At 55.0% G+C, this 16,920-nt stretch carries 15 protein-coding genes; 5 read left to right on the top strand and 10 right to left on the bottom strand.

Annotated elements, in window-relative coordinates:
* Nucleotide 1: 1 nt before the first annotated feature.
* Nucleotides 2–673 (bottom strand): DsbA family protein, encoded by a 672-nt coding sequence (locus tag ACEWZM_RS10825; RefSeq protein WP_414006439.1) that lies wholly within the window; start codon nucleotides 671–673, stop codon nucleotides 2–4.
* On the bottom strand, nucleotides 673–1,197 hold the full coding sequence (locus tag ACEWZM_RS10820) for a DUF721 domain-containing protein (protein WP_414006438.1): 525 nt from the start codon (nucleotides 1,195–1,197) through the stop codon (nucleotides 673–675). Before ACEWZM_RS10820 ends, ACEWZM_RS10825 begins: the two co-directional genes overlap by 1 nt.
* Nucleotides 1,198–1,281: 84 nt before the next feature.
* Between ACEWZM_RS10820 and mutY the strand changes: the two genes are divergently transcribed.
* Together mutY and ACEWZM_RS10810 are read left to right on the top strand one after the other, a co-directional pair.
* A complete protein-coding gene (mutY, locus tag ACEWZM_RS10815) occupies nucleotides 1,282–2,346 on the top strand; it encodes an A/G-specific adenine glycosylase (RefSeq protein ID WP_414006437.1) in 1,065 nt (354 codons plus the stop codon).
* A 73-nt stretch (nucleotides 2,347–2,419) separates the two neighbouring features.
* Complete coding sequence (locus ACEWZM_RS10810; protein WP_414006436.1) at nucleotides 2,420–3,586, top strand: alkane 1-monooxygenase; 1,167 nt, start codon at nucleotides 2,420–2,422, stop codon at nucleotides 3,584–3,586.
* Here the strand turns inward: ACEWZM_RS10810 and ACEWZM_RS10805 are convergent.
* The 4 genes from ACEWZM_RS10805 to ACEWZM_RS10790 all read right to left on the bottom strand — a co-directional run bounded on the left by ACEWZM_RS10805 (nucleotide 3,583) and on the right by ACEWZM_RS10790 (nucleotide 7,541).
* A complete protein-coding gene (locus ACEWZM_RS10805; protein WP_414006435.1) occupies nucleotides 3,583–4,959 on the bottom strand; it encodes an adenylate/guanylate cyclase domain-containing protein in 1,377 nt (458 codons plus the stop codon). The two genes, ACEWZM_RS10810 and ACEWZM_RS10805, sit on opposite strands and share 4 nt — an antisense overlap.
* Nucleotides 4,960–5,138: 179 nt before the next feature.
* The gene (locus ACEWZM_RS10800; protein ID WP_414006434.1) at nucleotides 5,139–6,242 is read right to left on the bottom strand and encodes a site-specific DNA-methyltransferase; all 1,104 of its coding nucleotides are present in this window, start codon (nucleotides 6,240–6,242) and stop codon (nucleotides 5,139–5,141) included.
* 110 nt (nucleotides 6,243–6,352) lie between these two features.
* The gene (locus ACEWZM_RS10795; protein WP_414006433.1) at nucleotides 6,353–6,970 is read right to left on the bottom strand and encodes a ribonuclease HII; all 618 of its coding nucleotides are present in this window, start codon (nucleotides 6,968–6,970) and stop codon (nucleotides 6,353–6,355) included.
* Nucleotides 6,971–7,076: 106 nt separating this feature from the next.
* Nucleotides 7,077–7,541, bottom strand: coding sequence for a hypothetical protein (locus tag ACEWZM_RS10790; protein ID WP_414006432.1), 465 nt, complete (start codon nucleotides 7,539–7,541; stop codon nucleotides 7,077–7,079).
* A 168-nt stretch (nucleotides 7,542–7,709) separates the two neighbouring features.
* On the opposite strand from ACEWZM_RS10790, the gene ACEWZM_RS10785 reads away from it, so the two are divergent.
* The 3 genes from ACEWZM_RS10785 to ACEWZM_RS10775 all read left to right on the top strand — a co-directional run bounded on the left by ACEWZM_RS10785 (nucleotide 7,710) and on the right by ACEWZM_RS10775 (nucleotide 10,449).
* Complete coding sequence (locus ACEWZM_RS10785) at nucleotides 7,710–8,015, top strand: hypothetical protein (RefSeq protein ID WP_414006431.1); 306 nt, start codon at nucleotides 7,710–7,712, stop codon at nucleotides 8,013–8,015.
* A complete protein-coding gene (locus tag ACEWZM_RS10780; RefSeq protein ID WP_414006430.1) occupies nucleotides 7,987–8,688 on the top strand; it encodes a hypothetical protein in 702 nt (233 codons plus the stop codon). The genes ACEWZM_RS10785 and ACEWZM_RS10780 overlap by 29 nt, the downstream gene beginning before the upstream one ends.
* 183 nt (nucleotides 8,689–8,871) lie before the next feature.
* Nucleotides 8,872–10,449: a DUF427 domain-containing protein gene (locus ACEWZM_RS10775; protein ID WP_414006429.1), complete on the top strand. Its 1,578-nt coding sequence runs from the start codon at nucleotides 8,872–8,874 to the stop codon at nucleotides 10,447–10,449.
* On the opposite strand, the gene ACEWZM_RS10770 is transcribed toward ACEWZM_RS10775, so the two are convergent.
* The 4 genes from ACEWZM_RS10770 to urtE all read right to left on the bottom strand — a co-directional run bounded on the left by ACEWZM_RS10770 (nucleotide 10,446) and on the right by urtE (nucleotide 16,920).
* Nucleotides 10,446–11,480 (bottom strand): ACP S-malonyltransferase, encoded by a 1,035-nt coding sequence (locus tag ACEWZM_RS10770; RefSeq protein WP_414006428.1) that lies wholly within the window; start codon nucleotides 11,478–11,480, stop codon nucleotides 10,446–10,448. The genes ACEWZM_RS10775 and ACEWZM_RS10770 overlap by 4 nt on opposite strands.
* Nucleotides 11,477–13,666: a dehydrogenase E1 component subunit alpha/beta gene (locus tag ACEWZM_RS10765; protein WP_414006427.1), complete on the bottom strand. Its 2,190-nt coding sequence runs from the start codon at nucleotides 13,664–13,666 to the stop codon at nucleotides 11,477–11,479. The genes ACEWZM_RS10770 and ACEWZM_RS10765 overlap by 4 nt, the downstream gene beginning before the upstream one ends.
* A gap of 177 nt (nucleotides 13,667–13,843) precedes the next feature.
* Nucleotides 13,844–15,658 (bottom strand): BCCT family transporter, encoded by a 1,815-nt coding sequence (locus ACEWZM_RS10760; protein WP_414006426.1) that lies wholly within the window; start codon nucleotides 15,656–15,658, stop codon nucleotides 13,844–13,846.
* 566 nt (nucleotides 15,659–16,224) lie between these two features.
* The gene (gene urtE / locus ACEWZM_RS10755; RefSeq protein WP_414006425.1) at nucleotides 16,225–16,920 is read right to left on the bottom strand and encodes an urea ABC transporter ATP-binding subunit UrtE; all 696 of its coding nucleotides are present in this window, start codon (nucleotides 16,918–16,920) and stop codon (nucleotides 16,225–16,227) included.

Here is a 16,920-nt window from a genome sequence, read left to right as displayed (position 1 = left end):
ATCAGCCCTCCAGTTCGGCGTCGATCAGCTTTTTGAATGCATCATATGACTGGTTCTCGATTTTCTTGCCATTCAAGATAAAGGACGGCGTAGATTCGATCCCATGCTCCGTTGCGTTCTCCTGATACCACGTGACCAAAGTTTGTGCCTTTGTCCCATCCTGCAAGCATGCGTCCAGCTGGTCTTCTTCTAGGCCAGCAAGTCGACCGATCTTACGCAGAGCATCTACAATCTCTGTCGCGCCGCCGGCACGGGCCCAGTCAGATTGACCTTTGTACAGGAGATCACTGATGCCAAAGAATTTTTCCGTTCCACCACAACGCGCAATCATCGACGCCCACAAACCGTAACGGTCAAAGTAGACCTCACGATAAATAAACTTCACCTTACCGGTGTCGATGTAATCCTGCTTCAGTTGCTTGTAAGCACCTTGGTGGAAATTCGCACAGTGCGGACACGTATAAGACGCGTATTCGATCATCGTTACCGGAGCATCTTCTGCGCCCTGAACCATTTCAACGATGGTCGATGTATCCACCTCGGCGTCTTGTGCATAAGCAGCGCCTATCAGCGGATTTCTGGGCAAAGACGAGCTGCCCTGGAATGCAGCATAACCATAAACGCCCGCGGCAACAGCGACGGAGGCAAAGATGCCAGACATCAAACGGGTCATTAGTACCCCTTTCTGAGAGTTTTCTGTTTTGTAAGCACATTGCGCCCAAGCCGTTCTAGGGCTGCGCGCAATTCGTCGCTTTCGACCCCGGTCGCTACCTTGGTTGCTGCTGCCACATCCTGTGGGTCAGGTGCCTGGGGTGCTTGAATCTTGGGGGCATACTTGAACGAAACCTGCCCTTCGGCAAAGCCGGTAGGCGCGGTTTGGGTAATGCGGACCTTCGAAATCGCGTTATATCCGTAGACAGCGTTTACCTTGGCCCGCAAAGGCTCCTTCTGCATCTCCAGAATCGGCGCATGGGCTCCGGTGGTCAGCAATGTCAGTGTCGCGCCAAACCCACCGCGCCCATAGTGCACATTGACAGGACGTGCGATGGGAGAAACGTCAGGTCCGGCAATTTCTTCCCAATGCGTCAGCAGACGGGACACCGCAAAGCCTCGGCTTTCACCCGCTTTGCGAATCTGGTCATTCAGAAGCTGTGAAGTTCGCTTGAACCCGCGAGATTTTGTCCGTTGCACTGCCATGCCCGTGGTTTTGCTAGACTGCACGGCCTATTGTAAAGGGCTGCTAGGTGAGAACCAGCAAAACCGGGCCACAAAGGATAAAGAATGCGTGACCTCGACAGCGATAGCCAACCACAAAGCAACACCCTGCTGGACTGGTACGACCATCATGCCCGTAGCTTGCCTTGGCGGATCAGCCCTTCAGATCGTGCCGCCGGTGTCTGGCCTAATCCTTATCGCATCTGGCTGAGCGAGGTCATGCTGCAACAAACGACCGTTGCCGCCGTAAAAGACTATTTCCATCGGTTTACCAACCGCTGGCCCACCGTCGCGGATCTGGCTGCCGCGCCGGATGCCGAAGTAATGGGCGAATGGGCTGGCCTTGGCTATTATGCACGAGCACGTAATCTACTGAAATGCGCCCGTGTCGTAACAGACCAACACGGCGGTGATTTTCCAGACACATACGATGGCCTGATCGCGCTGCCTGGCATTGGCCCCTACACCGCCGCTGCTATTTCTGCCATCGCCTTCGACCTGCAAGAAACCGTGCTAGACGGCAATGTAGAGCGCGTGATGGCGCGGCTCTACGACATCCATACTGCCTTGCCGACCGCCAAACCCCAGCTCAAGGAGAAGGCCGCTGCGCTGACCCCCGCTCACCGTCCTGGTGATCATGCACAGGCTGTGATGGATCTGGGCGCAACAATCTGTACGCCCCGCAATCCTGCATGTAGCATCTGCCCCTGGCGAGCACCCTGCGCGGCGCGCCTTGCAGGTACGGCCAGTGAGCTGCCCAAGAAAACTCCCAAAAAACCAAAGCCGACCCGCTTGGGCATCATCTATCTAGCACGCCGTACAGATGGGACCTGGCTGCTGGAACAACGCCCCGACAAAGGCCTGCTAGGGGGAATGCTGGGCTGGCCCGGCAGCGAATGGAACGACGCACCAACCCCCGCCCAGCCTTTTGATGCTAACTGGCAGGACATTGGCGAAGAGGTCCGTCACACTTTCACCCACTTCCACCTGATCCTTCAGGTTATGCTGGCAGACCTGCCCGCTGATTTCATCCCTCAGAACAATCAACGTTTAATCGCGCGGCACGATTTCAAACCCACTGATCTTCCAACCGTCATGCGCAAGGCGTTTGACCTGTGGAAAGCCCGTTGATCTCTTCTCTTTTGTCAGGACCGCGGGCATAGTCGGAAGGAAACGCGCTCGACACCAATGGGAGTGCCCGACGATGACATCCCCCGAAACACTTCGCAGCTGGCAGGCTGCCTCACCGTTTTGGCTGTCCTTTCTGCTGGTGCCGCTTGTGGTTCTAGCAGCGATCTTTGGCGGCTGGGTGATCCTGCTGCCACCTTTGGCCACATGGTATCTATTTGCAGCATTGGACGGCGTGTTCGGGTTAAACCTCGAAAATGCGGATCCGTTGACCCCAGAGGGTGATCTACGCTGGTATTCGGCGCTGACCATGGCCTGGGTACCGGTACAATTTCTGTTGGTCGTTGCCATGCTGATCTATGTACCCGGTGCTAATCATCTCTCCGGTCTAGAGAAAGTCGGCATCTTCTTTGGCGTTGGCGTCCTAAGCGGCACCGTTGGGATCAACTACAGCCACGAGCTGATGCATCAGAAAAGCAAACTCGAGCGCTGGCTGGCGGACATTTTGCTGGCTATCGTGCTTTATTCCCATTTCCGGTCTGAGCACCTCTTAGTTCATCACCGCTACGTCGGAACACCTCATGATCCGGTTACAGCGCGTTATAATGAAGGTTTTCACCGGTTTTACCCACGCGTATTGCGGCAATGCTGGCTGTCTGCGTTTGGTGCAGAACGCGAACACCTGGCGCGTCGTAGCCTACCGTGGACAGACCTCCGCAACCCTTTTTTCCGCTATTGGGCCCTTCAGGGAGCCATGCTGTTGGGAGCAATGTTGCTGGGCGGCATCACTGGTCTACTGCTATTCATTGTTCAGGCCGGTGTCGCGATCTGGCAGCTGGAGCTGGTGAACTATGTCGAGCACTATGGGCTGACACGCAAGTATCTGGGCCAAGGCAAATTTGAACATGTTATGCCCCGCCATTCCTGGAATGCCGCACATAAAGCCTCGAATTGGTTGCTGATCAATCTGCAGCGACACTCCGACCATCACTACAAACCCGACCGACGCTTTCCGCTGCTCCAAAATCACACCACCGCCGATGCGCCACAACTGCCCTTTGGCTATCCAGTGATGACGGTCGCTGCAATGGTGCCCCCGCTCTGGCGTAGGATCATGAATCCGCGGGTCAGGCGTTGGCGGCAGATGTATTATCCCGAAATCACCGATTGGAGTGCTTATAACAAAGCGATTTCGCCGGATGAGCGCCCAGATCCAGCGTCATCCACTTCCACTCCGATCTAGCGCGGCAGTGACCAGAGCGTCATCGGCTGCATCAGCCCGCGCAGCTCACATTCTTTGTGACGGACAAAACCGGTCTGTAGACCCGCGGGGCCTCCCTCATCTTCTACGCGCTGGCACAGAGCATCGCTGATCACGATTTGGGCCTCTAGCGAACGGGTATGTTCCTCCAGCCGTGCCGCGATATTCACGGCGTTGCCGATCACAGCATACTCCAGCCTGTTGGCACCGATATTGCCCAATACCGTCTCGCCATAGTGAACCCCAATTCCGACAGCGATCTCTGGTTCGCCGTATCGGCGCCGCTCAATATTCCAATCAGCCAACGATGCCAGCATAGCCCGCGAACAGGCCAATGCATTGGTCGCGTCTTTTGGACCCGCCAAGGGAGTACCAAAAGTCGCCATCAAACCGTCACCCAGATACTTATCCAGTGTCCCGTGATGACGAAACACTTCCCGCTCCATGCGCCCATGAAAATCCCGCAAGAGATCGATCACCTGATAGGCGTCACGCTCAGCAGCCAACCGGGTGAAACCGACGATATCAATGAACAAGATCGCCACGTCCTGACGGCGGGTTTGTTTCAACGGCTCATCATTCTGCGATAGCTGTCGCACAACGTTCGGCGAGAAATACCGCGACAGGTTCACTCTCTCACGTTCCAACACCGCATTGTTTTGGATCAGCTGGTAGAACCGACGCGAGGACGCCGCCAATGTGAGCGCGACCAGAAAGAACACAATTGCTTCCTGCAACCGTAATTGCAGGACAAAGCTATTTGGATCAACAAAAGGTGCCAGATGCTGATCGCCATTCACTGCCGCTAGAACCGCTTCGCTCAATCCAGCGTCCGGCGTTGCCAACCACCAGGCGGCAAAAGCGGCGGACAGCCAAATCACAACTGTCCAGATGCCGATCGCAATCACCGTTCGCCAAGAATAGGCTAAGGTTCCGACAGCAAGAATGATGAAGAAGTAGATAAAGTTGCCGTATCGATACTGAAACGCCAACGGCAACTCTTCACTACTGAATGGGTTTGGAATCACCATGCCAGCTGTCATGATCGCCAGATCGGCAAAAATCAGCAGCAACTCCAACTGTGATTGACCAACACGTCCGACCCTACGAATCAGCCAACCATTCAAACAAAGCAAACCCAGCATAAATTGGTAGTAAAGCACTTCCCAACTCGTGTTGACGTAGACCAGAAACACCGCAGTAACCGCCATAGCGATCCAGCGCGCCCTCACGGCCAGTTCCAGCCCGTTGCGCTTGTGTTCCGTCAGCGCATCCAGGGCATAGGAGCTATCTTGTGTGAAAATAGCTGCATCGCTGTCCAACGCGGGAGCAGGAGCCTGTGCGGTTATTGCCATAACGTGATCCATCCGTTGGCGCCGTTGCTTGGGTCAAATTAGCGACAGCTGCCGCCAGATGCACCCCATGAAGCGACGCATTCAAACGAAAAGACCCCGCCACGTTGGCGGGGCAAGGTAAGCGCCATCAACAAAGCGATGGCGCCTGCGGTTTCTCACAGGTTGCGAAAGCGGTGATATCAGTTCTGTAATTCTGCCCGGATCTGCTGACGCAACACATCGATGGGAACGGTTTTGCCATCTCGTTTAAAACACCAGTAGGTCCAGCCATTACAGGACGGCGCATTTTCCAAATGTGCGCCAACCTGATGGATCGATCCCTTGATATTATCGCCAATCAACGTGCCATCAGCACGTACCTTAGCCTTGTGCCGACGGTTCATCGAATACAGTTCATCGCCCGGTCGCAGCATGCCACGCTCGACCAGCTGACCAAAGGGGACGCGTGGTTCGGCACGTTTACTGGCCGAAACCTGTAACGCCTCGCGGTCGAATTTACGCACGGATTTGATACGCTTTTCGGCGACTTCACGGTAGGCGGCTTCGCGCTCAATCCCGATAAATTCGCGACCCAGCATTTTGGCGACAGCGCCGGTGGTGCCGGTGCCGAAGAACGGATCGAGCACAACATCACCCGGGTTTGTTGATCCAACCAGAATACGGTGCAGCAGTGCCTCCGGTTTTTGGGTCGGATGGGCTTTGTTTCCTGCGTCATCTTTCAGGCGCTCATGCCCGGTACAAATCGGCATCACCCAGTCAGAGCGCATTTGCAGCCCTTCATTGAGCGCCTTCAGCGCCTCGTAGTTGAAGGTATATTTTGCACCTTCGGATTTCGACGCCCAGATCATCGTTTCATGTGCATTGGTGTAGCGCTTGCCACGGAAATTCGGCATCGGATTGGATTTACGCCAGATCACATCATTCAGAATCCAGAAGCCTTCGTCCTGCACCGCCGTCCCGACACGGAAGATATTATGATACGAGCCAATCACCCAGATAGAGCCATTCGGCTTTAGGATACGACGGGCCTGCTTCAACCAATCGCGGGTGAATTTGTCATAGACGCCAAAACTGGAAAACTGGTCCCAGTGGTCGTCAACCGCATCCACCTTGCTGTTGTCGGGGCGATGCAATTGCCCCTTCAGCTGCAAATTATAGGGCGGATCAGCGAAAATCAGATCAACCGAATTTGACGGCAGACCAGACATCACTTCGATGCAGTCACCGTCAAGGATCGTGTTTAGAGGGAGCGCCGTAGCGCCCCGCGTAAGTGTTTTGTTCATTTGCTCTGCCTCGATAACCACGGCGCATTTTTGCGCTCATTTTGGCTATCCACAGGATGAGTCATCGTGGATTCGAGGTCAATTTGTTTTTTAGATCAACGCCATGAGGTTCACTCTTGATACAAGATCTTGTGTACCGGCTTAAAGGAACGCCGATGATGTGGGGTCACCCCCAGATCAACCAGTGCATCTCGGTGTTGTTTGGACGGATAGCCTGCGTTTTTCTCCCAGCCATAGCCGGGAAACTGTTGCGCCAAATCCACCATGATCCGGTCGCGTGCCAGTTTTGCAACTATGGACGCCGCCGCAATAGAAACTGATTTGCCATCCCCTTTGACGACAAACTCCGACGGATGCTGCAGTCCTTTGGGGATCAGGTTGCCATCTATCAGCAGGTAGTCCGGTGCCGGATCCAGCGCGGCTACGGCACGCTCCATCGCCAGATGAGAAGCGCGTAAAATATTCAAGGAATCAATCTCTTGGACACTGGCATGCGCGATTGATACCTCGGCCTGTTCAAAAATGGACGCCTCGACTGCCTCGCGCCGTTTTGCGCTGAGTTTCTTAGAATCATTTAGGCCATCTGGTATGGCTTCAGGCGTCAAAATCACCGCCGCAGCGGTCACCGGTCCTGAAAGCGGGCCACGCCCGACCTCATCAACGCCAGCAACGCGTATATAGCCGCGTGCATGCGCAGCCGTTTCCAATGTGTAATCGGGATAATCCATCCCTTGGTCTGACCCGAATTCGCAATCTGTTTCAAGTCCGACGAAGCGAACCGAGCAAAAAGAGGGGGCCGAAGCCCCCTAAGTCTGCTCGAACCTGTAATCTCGATTAGCGACGGGTAATGCGATACCCACGTTTTTTCAGGCAGTCAGGACGGTAGCCAACTCGATTGCGTTTGCCGTTCCAGAATGTGACCTGACAGGCATGCGGAAGCGTGTGTTCAAAACCGTATTGCTTACGCAGACACCCCCGCCCCATCAGGGTACGGCTCTGGCTGTAACGCGGAAAATAGCGAACGCACTTTGCAGGCAGGTCATAGCGAGCCACCCGCGGTGGCAGCGGCTTAGGACGGTGTGGCCGAGTAACCTGCACACGGTCATCATCGCGGTTGTTCTTCACAATCGCTCCAATGATACCAAGCACCGCCAGACCAGCCAGTACTTTGGCAACATCTTCGTCCGCTCGTGCCGGCACCGCCGAAAACCCGGTGATCGCAACAGCTGCAGCAAGTATCAGAGTGATAAATTTGCGATGTGGTTTAATGTTTGCGCTAGAATGGTTGCCGCGGAACATGTGTGTTTCCTTCCTGAGATCTGAATAACATGAGGTCAAATGACCGATGCAATCAGCCTGGATCTGAACCGTGCGGACAGGCAATAACATGGGCTTGTTATCGAATATCAGTGCTCGCAATCGCCTGTGGTTATTGAATATCCCGCTACAAACGCTCAGGGTGAGAACATGAAACAGATCCTTATCTCCACTGTCCTGATCGCCGGTCTTTCTGCGGTTACACTCAGCATGGCACGCCCAGCCGCTGCGGCGGAATGCTATGCCGACTACAAGGCAAAGCAAGACGCGCCCCTACGGCTGCACTATGGCGTGATCCAGCTTCGCGGCGGGTGCAGTAAGCCAGCAGCTAAAGCCGAGATCTCCGGCCGGTTATCAGCCGCAGGCTGGACCTTACTGAATGTTCTGTCCATTTTCGGACCTGACGGACTGGAGCAAAGGAAAGCGGATGCCGGACCCTATTATCTCCGTTTCTGAGGTGCGCGCGGCGGGCAGCCGTGTGATCGCGTTAGGGATCGCCGCTATCGTCGCACTCTTGGTGATTTCGGGTACCGTTCTGCTGCTGACTCTCCCGGATGCCAACGCGTTCAACGCGCGTGTGGAGCAGGTCTTTGTAGAAAACGATCTCACGACTCAGGCCGAAATCAAACTTCTGGAAATCCTGGCGCAATCAGGCACAGCCTTTGCCGATACTCTGGCAAGTTATCGTATGGTGATATTTGTCCTGCTGGTATTTGCCACCATGATGATGGTCGCCGCACTGGTGGTACTGGCCATGTTGGTGATGCTGAACAGGCGCATGGTGCAGATAGAACGCGCGGGTATTCAGGTGACCGAACTGCTGATCAGCCGTGAGGAAAACACCGTCTATCTCAATACGATGGGTTTCAAACTGACTGCGGCTGCGATGGAAACGCTTGCCGTTCTTGCCGAGGCTAGGCTTGACGACGATGTTTTGTCGGGTGTGGAGATTGAAGCGATGATATCTGGCCGCCCTTCCATCGATTGCGAAGAGGCCGCAGGCGCTACCCGAATCAAGCGGCTGCGCGATACATTGGGCAATCAAATGGTCAGCGAGCTGTTGGTAAAGAACATCGCAAAGCGGGGCTACGTTCTGTCGATCAGTAAAGATGTAATCCGCATGGTCTGAGCATCCAAAGAGCACATTTACAAAGCGTATCCAGCCCTTCACGGCACCTTGCCTGTGGGCAGAACCTCCCAGGTCTTCTGTATCAAATATCTGCATCGCACTGGCATTCCCGCTACAAGCCACCACATAGTAAGGGACAGGCAGCATGGCGGTCATGCTGTCCGATCTGCTGGGAACGCCTTCATGAATATGCGCGCCAACACCGCTCAACCTGCTTATGGAATTCTCGTAGAGGAGCTACGCGGCCAAGTGACGGCCCGCCACAGTGGCAAAGTCATAGCACAAAGCAGACGCGCTAAGGTGATGTACGAAACCCGGCGCCCTGCCGCGATCTATTTCCCACGCGACGATATTCGCAGCTGTCTCTCCCCTGCCAATGGTCACCAGACATTCTGCCCCTTCAAAGGCACTGCGGGTTATCAGGATCTGCAACTTGGCGATGACAACATTGCCAACGCGGCTTGGTCCTACGACGACGTCCTTCCCGAGGCTTCAATTATCGCAGGTCACGTCAGTTTTGTCCCGGAGGCGCCGGTAGAGATCGATTTGGGCAGCAATCTGCTGCAGGTCCCTGAATACAGCAATATCTCTGGTCCGCTGGTGGATTGGTTGCTGCGCGAAGCCGCTTATCTGCCTACTCCGGAAGAATTCACACAACGGCTGTCCGAGAAATTGGTAGAACATGGCGTTCAATTGTCCCGCCTCGCCGTAATGGCTTGGTCGCTGCATCCAATGATTGCAGGCAAGAACTTCATCTGGAGCCGCACGACCGGCACAGTCACCACCTACGCCCCAAGCTATGAAATCCACGATCATCCCGCTTTTCAGAATAGCCCTTTGCGCCATGTCTCCAATGGGCTTGGCGGCATTCGGCATCGCTTGGATTTTGATCAACCCGGTGATGCCTTTCCGATCTTGAGCGATCTACGCAAAGAGGGCGCGACGGACTACGTAGCAATGCCGCTGCCGTTCTCAGATGGGCGGATCAATGTGCTGACCGTCGCCAGCCATCATCCCAAGGGCTTTTCGACCGAAAACCTAGGGCTGATCTTCGAATGCTCGGCAGTGATTGCCCGCTACTACGAAGTGTTCATGCAAAGGGAGAACGCGCAATCGTTGCTTGAAACCTATGTCGGTAAACGGTCTGGTGCGCGGGTTTTGGGCGGAGAGATCAGGCGTGGAGATGGCGATGATATCGATGCCGCTATCATGTTTTGCGATCTGCGCGGATCGACACGGCTGGAAGAGGAGCTAGGCCGCATTGCCTATATCGAATTGCTCAACAGTTTCTTCGAAACCGCGTCGACTATCGTTCACGAACATGGCGGCGAAGTATTGAAATTCATCGGCGACGCGGTTCTGGCAGTGTTTCCCGCCGGCGACACCCCCACCGAAGCCCGCGCCCAGGCGCTGCAGTCAGCCGGTGCGATCGTCGACGGTCTGAACGCTATGCGTGACGAAGACGGCAACCCGCGTTGCGAGTGCTCCATCGGTCTCGCTTACGGTGGTGTCACATATGGAAACGTAGGATCGCGAGAGCGGCTGGATTTCACGGTCATTGGTCAGGCCGCAAATATCGCGGCACGGCTTGGCGACTATGGCAAATCCTGCGGCCATACGATCGTAGCCAGCCGCGACCTGCTGGAAGCGCCCGAACAGGCTACGCCGCTTGGTTCAGTGTCCCTGCACAACGTATCCCGCCCGGTTGAAGCATTTGCAGTGCCGGTAGAGACGGATGCTGATCAGAGCGCACTGTCCTAACCGCTAACGAGCGCCCGGTGTTCCGGATCACCCATGGCGACGACCAATGGGTCTTGAGCTTGTCGTGTTTTAAAGGCTGCTTTGCCTGATAGCCCTTGCCAGCTGATCTGCACCAAAGACTGCGCAACAGCGCCGCCAAGCGTCGTACCAGGGCCCGCAATAATGAACAGGTCTGGCGAAAACTCCTGCGCCGCAATCTGCACTGCCCGTGTAAAATCGTAAGGCTCGACCACTTGCGTGTTCAACGTGTAGTCCCAGAGTCTGTCCAACGTGTTGGCGCCGGGCCACCAGATGTGCCCACGTCCATCAATCAATGGCTTTTCGGCAAGCGCAAACATATCAACTGGTAAGTGAGACCGGCCTTCCGCAGCAACCGGTTTCTGCAAATCGGTATGAAACGCAGCGTGATTGGGTAACCGCATGGGAAAGCGATCCTGCACTGTCGGCACGGATTGTTCAAATGCCTCAAGGCCCTGTGTGTTACCTGCCAGAACCAGCATGCCCCCCAGATCGATTGACAATGAAAGTCTGTGTCCGGGGCGTTTGGTTATCCTATCGACCAACTGTAGCAGCTCTGCCTTGCGGTGTGGATCTAACTGCCAGTCGTCACTCTGGCAGGGGTAAACCAATTGCCCACCAATCAGGTTCTGCTGCATCAGATGGCCCATAGTGTTGACCACCTCAAACCCCGCTTGGGAGCTGAGGCCGCCCGCCGCTGCCAATGCGATATACCACCCCATGGAATTCCCGGTGACGGCTACCACATCGATATCGTCAGCCAGAGACTGTGCGTCGGCTAGCGCGCTTGCATAAATCAGCGGCGAGGCCACATCACCACGCGAGTATTTTGAAACCGAATACCTCTGGGCTCCGTCCAAGGCCGTGACGCTTTCCTGACCAGAAGCCTGACGTATGGCATCAAATGTGTTGATTAGAGACTGTTTGTTTGAATGATGACGCGCAAGATAGCCCAATTCCGCCTTGTTGTAGGTGCCACGCCCTGGACAAATCAAAACAGCGGTACGAGTCATGTGTCAGCCCCTGTCAGCTGCAACGCAGCGGCAACAATGCTCTCCTTGGACGGTAGCGTCGCGGCGTAGGCGGGCCCCGTCGGAATAAAGCAATCCTCAGCCACAACACGCGCCATAGGGCGACGACCAGCCTCGTAGAACAACGACATCAGTGCCTCGGACTGGCTACCTGTCGTGCGGCATTCGTCGACAATCAGGATCTTGTCGCAGTCTGCTGTGGCTGCCAACAGCGCCTCTTTGGGCAGTGGTGATAACCAGCGTAGATCAACAATACGGGCTGCGACGCCTTTGGCCTTCAGCTCGGTCTCTGCCTGTGTCGCCAGATACCGTCCGTTGCCATAGGTCACGATCGCCACATCGGTTCCATTGCCATGCACCCCAACCTCGCCCAATGCGATGCGTTGATCCGGCGCCGGGTAGTGACGCATCCACCCACTATCCTTCGCTTCATGCAGATCCCGCATTGGATAAAGCGCGATCGGCTCAACAAAGACCACCACCCGCTGCTCCTCACGCGCCAAACGCACTGCCTCTCGCAGCATCATTGCAGCCTCTGCCCCGTCAGACGGGCAAGCAACCACAAGGCCCGGAATATCCCGCAATACAGCAAGAGAATTGTCGTTGTGGAAATGCCCACCAAAGCCTTTTTGGTATCCGAGGCCAGCGATGCGCAACACCATTGGGTTGCTGAATTGGCCGTTTGAGAAAAACGGCAAAGTGGCAGCCTCGCCCCTGATCTGATCTTCGGCATTATGCAAATAGGCGAGAAACTGGATTTCCGGAATCGGGACGAACCCATTGTGTGCCATACCAATGGCAAGGCCTAGAATTGACTGTTCGTCCAACAGCGTATCAATCACACGATCCGGACCAAAACGCTGCTGTAGCTTCTGGGTAACGCCATAGACGCCGCCCTTACGGCCTACATCTTCCCCCATGGTGACCAGTTCGCCATGTTCCAACATCAGATCGGCCAACGCCCAGTTGATCAATCGGCTCATCGGTTGTGGTTCGACCTGAGCGCGCAAATCGCTGCCCAACATCCGCGCGCGCGCCTCGTGACTTGGCCCGTTGGTCGGGCGACACGCCCGTGACGGCGGGATCAGGCTGGCACTGACGTCATGCGCAGTTTGCAAATAAGGCCGCGTAACCACTTCTGTTCGAATCCGCTCCACGCGCGCGCAGGTCTCGGTGTAGATCGCCAGAGCATCCTCCCGCGACAATGCACCCGCCTGAGACAGCAAACGTACTGAATGCAGCAAAGGATCATTTGCTTCATCCGCCTCAACCTCCGCTTTGCTCAGATAGGTTGTCGGCACATCGGCACCTGCGTGACCATACAAACGGACGGTTCGCAGGTGCAGGAATGCAGGCTTACGCCGGGATCGAACATAGTCTGCGGCAGCCTGTGAAACCTTGTAGGCGTCATGCATATTCAGCCCATCCGCCTGAAAATAACGCATGCCGGGACGCTGTGACATCGATGCTTCGATCCAGCCCTTAGGCGTTTTCACCGAAATACCAATTCCATTGTCCTCGCAAACGAACAACAGCGGCAAAGGTGTGGATTGGACCGAAGCCCAACACGCCGTGTTGATCGCACCCTGCGCAGTCGAATGATTGGCGGACGCATCACCGAAGGAACACATTACCAATCCATCCTCAGCCAGAACGCGGTGTTCTGGTTCATGGCGACGCGCGACGCCGATGGAATAGGCTGCGCCAACCGCCTTCGGCAGATGACTTGCGATGGTCGAGGTCTGCGGCGGGATCATCAACGCTTTGGATCCCAGCACCTTGTGCCGTCCCCCCGATGTTGGATCATCGGCAGAGCAGGCAAAGGACAGCAGCATATCCCAGGCTGTGCTTTGACCCGGCACCTGATCAGCGCGAGCGATCTGAAACGCGGCATCACGGTAGTGCAGGAAGGCCATATCGTCCGGCCGCAATGCCCGCGCCACTGCCGCCATCCCTTCGTGACCCGATGATCCGATGGTGTAGAACCCTTGGCCCACCTTCTGCATGGCCCGGCTGGTACGATCCAGCGCACGGCTGAGAACCTGTGCACGGAAAATCGCTACCGCATCGCTACCAGACAAATCACCCGCGGGCGGAGGCCCCGGTGGCAGGCTCCCCGCGACCACTCGGTCAAGGAAATTTTGATGCACGATCTCGGCGCGATCCATGGCGTTACCCCTTTTTGCTCAAGGGCCTTATCACTCAATTCCGCCAGTCTTACCAATGAGATTACAGCCACCATGTATGAGCATAACTCATAATTTACTGATCCATTTCCGTAGGCTCAAACGACAAAGGCCGCGCCAGGGCGCGACCTTTTTCTGAGTTTTGAAACAAAAGAGGGTTTAGTCAACCTTGTCGCGTAAGCTGTCACGATACAGCGCTTTTGCCAGCGCAATCATCATGAAGACCATCACGATGGTGAAAGGCAGCGCTCCGATGATCATTGCGTTCTGCAAGGCTCCAAACGGATTGGTGGCTGTCCCGCTATTACCTGCGATGATAAGCGCACCGATCACCGAAGTCAGGATCAAGCCCCAAATGATGCGGTGCTTGATCCCAGTTTCCTGTTCCCCGCCGGACATGATGGTGTTCATAACCAGAATACCCGAGTCAGCCGAGGTCACGAGGAAGGTCATGATCAGGACCACGCACATTACGGTTATGGCAGACAGGAACCCACCCGAAATCATTTGCTCCAACGTGGCAAACAGCTTGGCCGTATTGGTCGCTCCGATGATGGAGCCCGCAGCGCTGCCGTTCAGTTCCAAATCAATCGCGGTGCCACCCAGAATGGTCATCCACAGGAAGCAAACAATTGCTGGTGCAATTACGCAACCAAAGATGAACTCCCGTACCGTCCGACCCTTTGAGATGCGAGCCAGGAACAGACCTACAAAGGGTGAGAAGGCGATCCACCAAGCCCAGTAGAACGTGGTCCAACCAGCTTGCCAACCAAACTGACGGCCGGGTTCACCGGCTGCATAGATCGCATCCGCATCCAGCGCGGCCGCTGAAGCAGGAAGCCCTTCGCTAAACCCGCCAAGCGATCCCCAAGGCGACGTGGCCGAACCATATACTGCACTCAAATCCTCAGCAGGCAATGCCTGAGCTGCCTCGGGCAGCGCTGCCGCAAAGGCATCAGCTGATTGTGGTCCATAGGCACCGAACGACATCTGAACAAAATGCAGGATATAGTCGACCAAACCGGAACCGAATTTGGTCATGGCAAAGAAGAACGAGCCAAAGAACACAAAGGTCAAAAGCAGAATGACCGACAGTACCAGATTGAGGTTAGAAAGATACTTGATGCCGCGTCCAACACCGGAGACCGCCGAAAGGATAGACAGGCCCATGATAATGAAGAGGGCTGACAACAGTCCGACGGTGCTTGGTTTCGGTGCTTCGACGTCACCGTTCATCAGCCAACCCATGCCAGAAACAGCATAGACACCGTCCACAAACTGGCTGACGCCGAAACCAATGGTCACGGAAACACCAAGGATTGTCGCAACCACGCCCAGAACATCGACCAGGTGACCGATGAATCCATTGGCCGCCTTGCCCAGCAGAGGTGTCAATGCTGAACGGATCGTCAGTGGCATATCACGTGTATAGGCATAATAGGCAAGCGACAGGCCGGTCAGCACGTAAATCGCCCAAGCGTGAAAGCCATAGTGGAGGAAGGTGTAGCGATAGGCAGACTGCACCGCCTCTTCGGTGTTTGCAGCCACTTCTCCAGAGAGAACAACCGGGTTAGACCCCCACAGGCCCAAGGGTTCTGCAGTGGCAAAAACCATCAAACCCACGCCAAGACCAGCACCGAACATCATCGAAAACCAAGAGAAATTCGAGAACTCCGGTACAGTATCGGCAGTGCCCAGTTTCTTATTTCCAGTGGCCGGCAGAATGGCAAGAACAAACAGGAAGAATGCAAAAAGGCCTACAGAGATGATGTAAAAGGCGTTGAAGCCGTTCAGCAATTCGCTGTTCACCCAAGACAGGGTGCCGCTGGCTTTGCTCGGCCAGACCAAGGCCCAAAGGACCAGTGTTGTCATGATGATCTTACTGATCAACGCGATAGGAAGGCTGTGGCCTTCATAGAACCCGGATGGAGCAGTTTCGATCTCCAGCTCGGTAAATGGTGGCTTGATTGACATGATCGTTCCCTGATGAGTGTTGCGCGCCATTTTTGTCGTTTCCCGCCTCACCCTGACGCACGGATGGAAGGTGTATTCGGTTTGCCCGCTGGTGGTGTTTAACCCTGAATTTTCTTGCTAGCGTGCCGCATCTGATGGCGTACGCTGCAAAGTTTCACCAGATTTTGCAGCGCAAAATGCCGCGCGCTCAATACCGGCGTTTCAATCATTCAGACACTTAGCCTCCCTCTTCCGCGCGCAGCAGCGTCTCGATTTATCGTTCGAGAACTCCATTATTCTTATGCCGCGATCGCACATTTGACCGAGAGTACTCAAATAAGGCTTCGCAGGCACTTCGAATAAAATGTAGTGAATTTCAGAAAATCTAAATTGGTTACAATAGACTGGAATTTTGGATAAATTTCAACTGCTTAAAATTTAATCGTGTTGAGCACAGCGTTATACAAAGCTAAATTTCATATCGCAGACAGACCTAGACACTCTGATCCAAGCCTGTGTTTAGCGTTAACGTTACACACGTGAAGACGTCGAAATACGTGGAATCGCTTGGATTTCAGAGGTCTCGATCAGACAGATACGCCTGCTAGAAGATCAGTCCGGCTGACCATGCTCCGATCCCCTGTCAACGCGACACGACCCTGCCGCAGGACCACAAAGTTGTCGGCAAGTTCATAGGCAAAATCAAAGTACTGCTCGACCAAGACAATGGCCATTTCGCCTTCGGTTCGCAGATGACGGATCACCTCACCGATCTGTTGGATAATATTTGGCTGAATGCCCTCAGTTGGCTCATCCAGCAACAGCAGTTTCGGGCGTGTGATCAATGCCCGTGCAATAGCCAACTGTTGCTGTTGGCCGCCGGAGAGATCACCACCGCGTCGATGTCGCATATCACGGAGGACAGGGAACAAGTCATAAACCCTGTCAGGTATATGATGTTGAGACGCTGGCAAACAGCCAAATCCAGTCTCGAGATTCTCGCGAACCGTCAACAGTGGAAAGATCTCTCTCCCTTGCGGCACATAGGCGATACCTCTTTTGGCCAACTGATGGGCGGGAGCGGCCCCCAAAGCGACGCCATCCAGCTCAATCACACCGCCTGACCTGGCGTGGCTGCCAGAAATAGCTTTCATTAGACTGGTTTTGCCGACCCCGTTTGTACCCATGACGCAAGCCACTTCACCACGCCGTACCTCCATGGAAATCCCATAGAGAATCTGCGAATGGCCGTAGTGCAGAGTCACATTTTTCAGTTTCAGCAT

The organism is Phaeobacter cretensis (assembly GCF_047372505.1).
GTDB lineage: Bacteria > Pseudomonadota > Alphaproteobacteria > Rhodobacterales > Rhodobacteraceae > Phaeobacter > Phaeobacter cretensis.
This window is presented reverse-complemented; position numbering and strand designations above follow the sequence as displayed.

Bases quoted from the DNA above. Each gene is read 5' to 3' on its own strand.
- ACEWZM_RS10825 (WP_414006439.1), bottom strand. From the start codon at position 673: ATGACCCGTTTGATGTCTGGCATCTTTGCCTCCGTCGCTGTTGCCGCG.
- ACEWZM_RS10820 (WP_414006438.1), bottom strand. From the start codon at position 1,197: ATGGCAGTGCAACGGACAAAATCTCGCGGGTTCAAGCGAACTTCACAG.
- mutY (WP_414006437.1), top strand. From the start codon at position 1,282: ATGCGTGACCTCGACAGCGATAGCCAACCACAAAGCAACACCCTGCTG.
- ACEWZM_RS10810 (WP_414006436.1), top strand. From the start codon at position 2,420: ATGACATCCCCCGAAACACTTCGCAGCTGGCAGGCTGCCTCACCGTTT.
- ACEWZM_RS10805 (WP_414006435.1), bottom strand. From the start codon at position 4,959: ATGGCAATAACCGCACAGGCTCCTGCTCCCGCGTTGGACAGCGATGCA.
- ACEWZM_RS10800 (WP_414006434.1), bottom strand. From the start codon at position 6,242: ATGAACAAAACACTTACGCGGGGCGCTACGGCGCTCCCTCTAAACACG.
- ACEWZM_RS10795 (WP_414006433.1), bottom strand. From the start codon at position 6,970: ATGGATTATCCCGATTACACATTGGAAACGGCTGCGCATGCACGCGGC.
- ACEWZM_RS10790 (WP_414006432.1), bottom strand. From the start codon at position 7,541: ATGTTCCGCGGCAACCATTCTAGCGCAAACATTAAACCACATCGCAAA.
- ACEWZM_RS10785 (WP_414006431.1), top strand. From the start codon at position 7,710: ATGAAACAGATCCTTATCTCCACTGTCCTGATCGCCGGTCTTTCTGCG.
- ACEWZM_RS10780 (WP_414006430.1), top strand. From the start codon at position 7,987: ATGCCGGACCCTATTATCTCCGTTTCTGAGGTGCGCGCGGCGGGCAGC.
- ACEWZM_RS10775 (WP_414006429.1), top strand. From the start codon at position 8,872: ATGAATATGCGCGCCAACACCGCTCAACCTGCTTATGGAATTCTCGTA.
- ACEWZM_RS10770 (WP_414006428.1), bottom strand. From the start codon at position 11,480: ATGACTCGTACCGCTGTTTTGATTTGTCCAGGGCGTGGCACCTACAAC.
- ACEWZM_RS10765 (WP_414006427.1), bottom strand. From the start codon at position 13,666: ATGGATCGCGCCGAGATCGTGCATCAAAATTTCCTTGACCGAGTGGTC.
- ACEWZM_RS10760 (WP_414006426.1), bottom strand. From the start codon at position 15,658: ATGTCAATCAAGCCACCATTTACCGAGCTGGAGATCGAAACTGCTCCA.
- urtE (WP_414006425.1), bottom strand. From the start codon at position 16,920: ATGCTGAAACTGAAAAATGTGACTCTGCACTACGGCCATTCGCAGATT.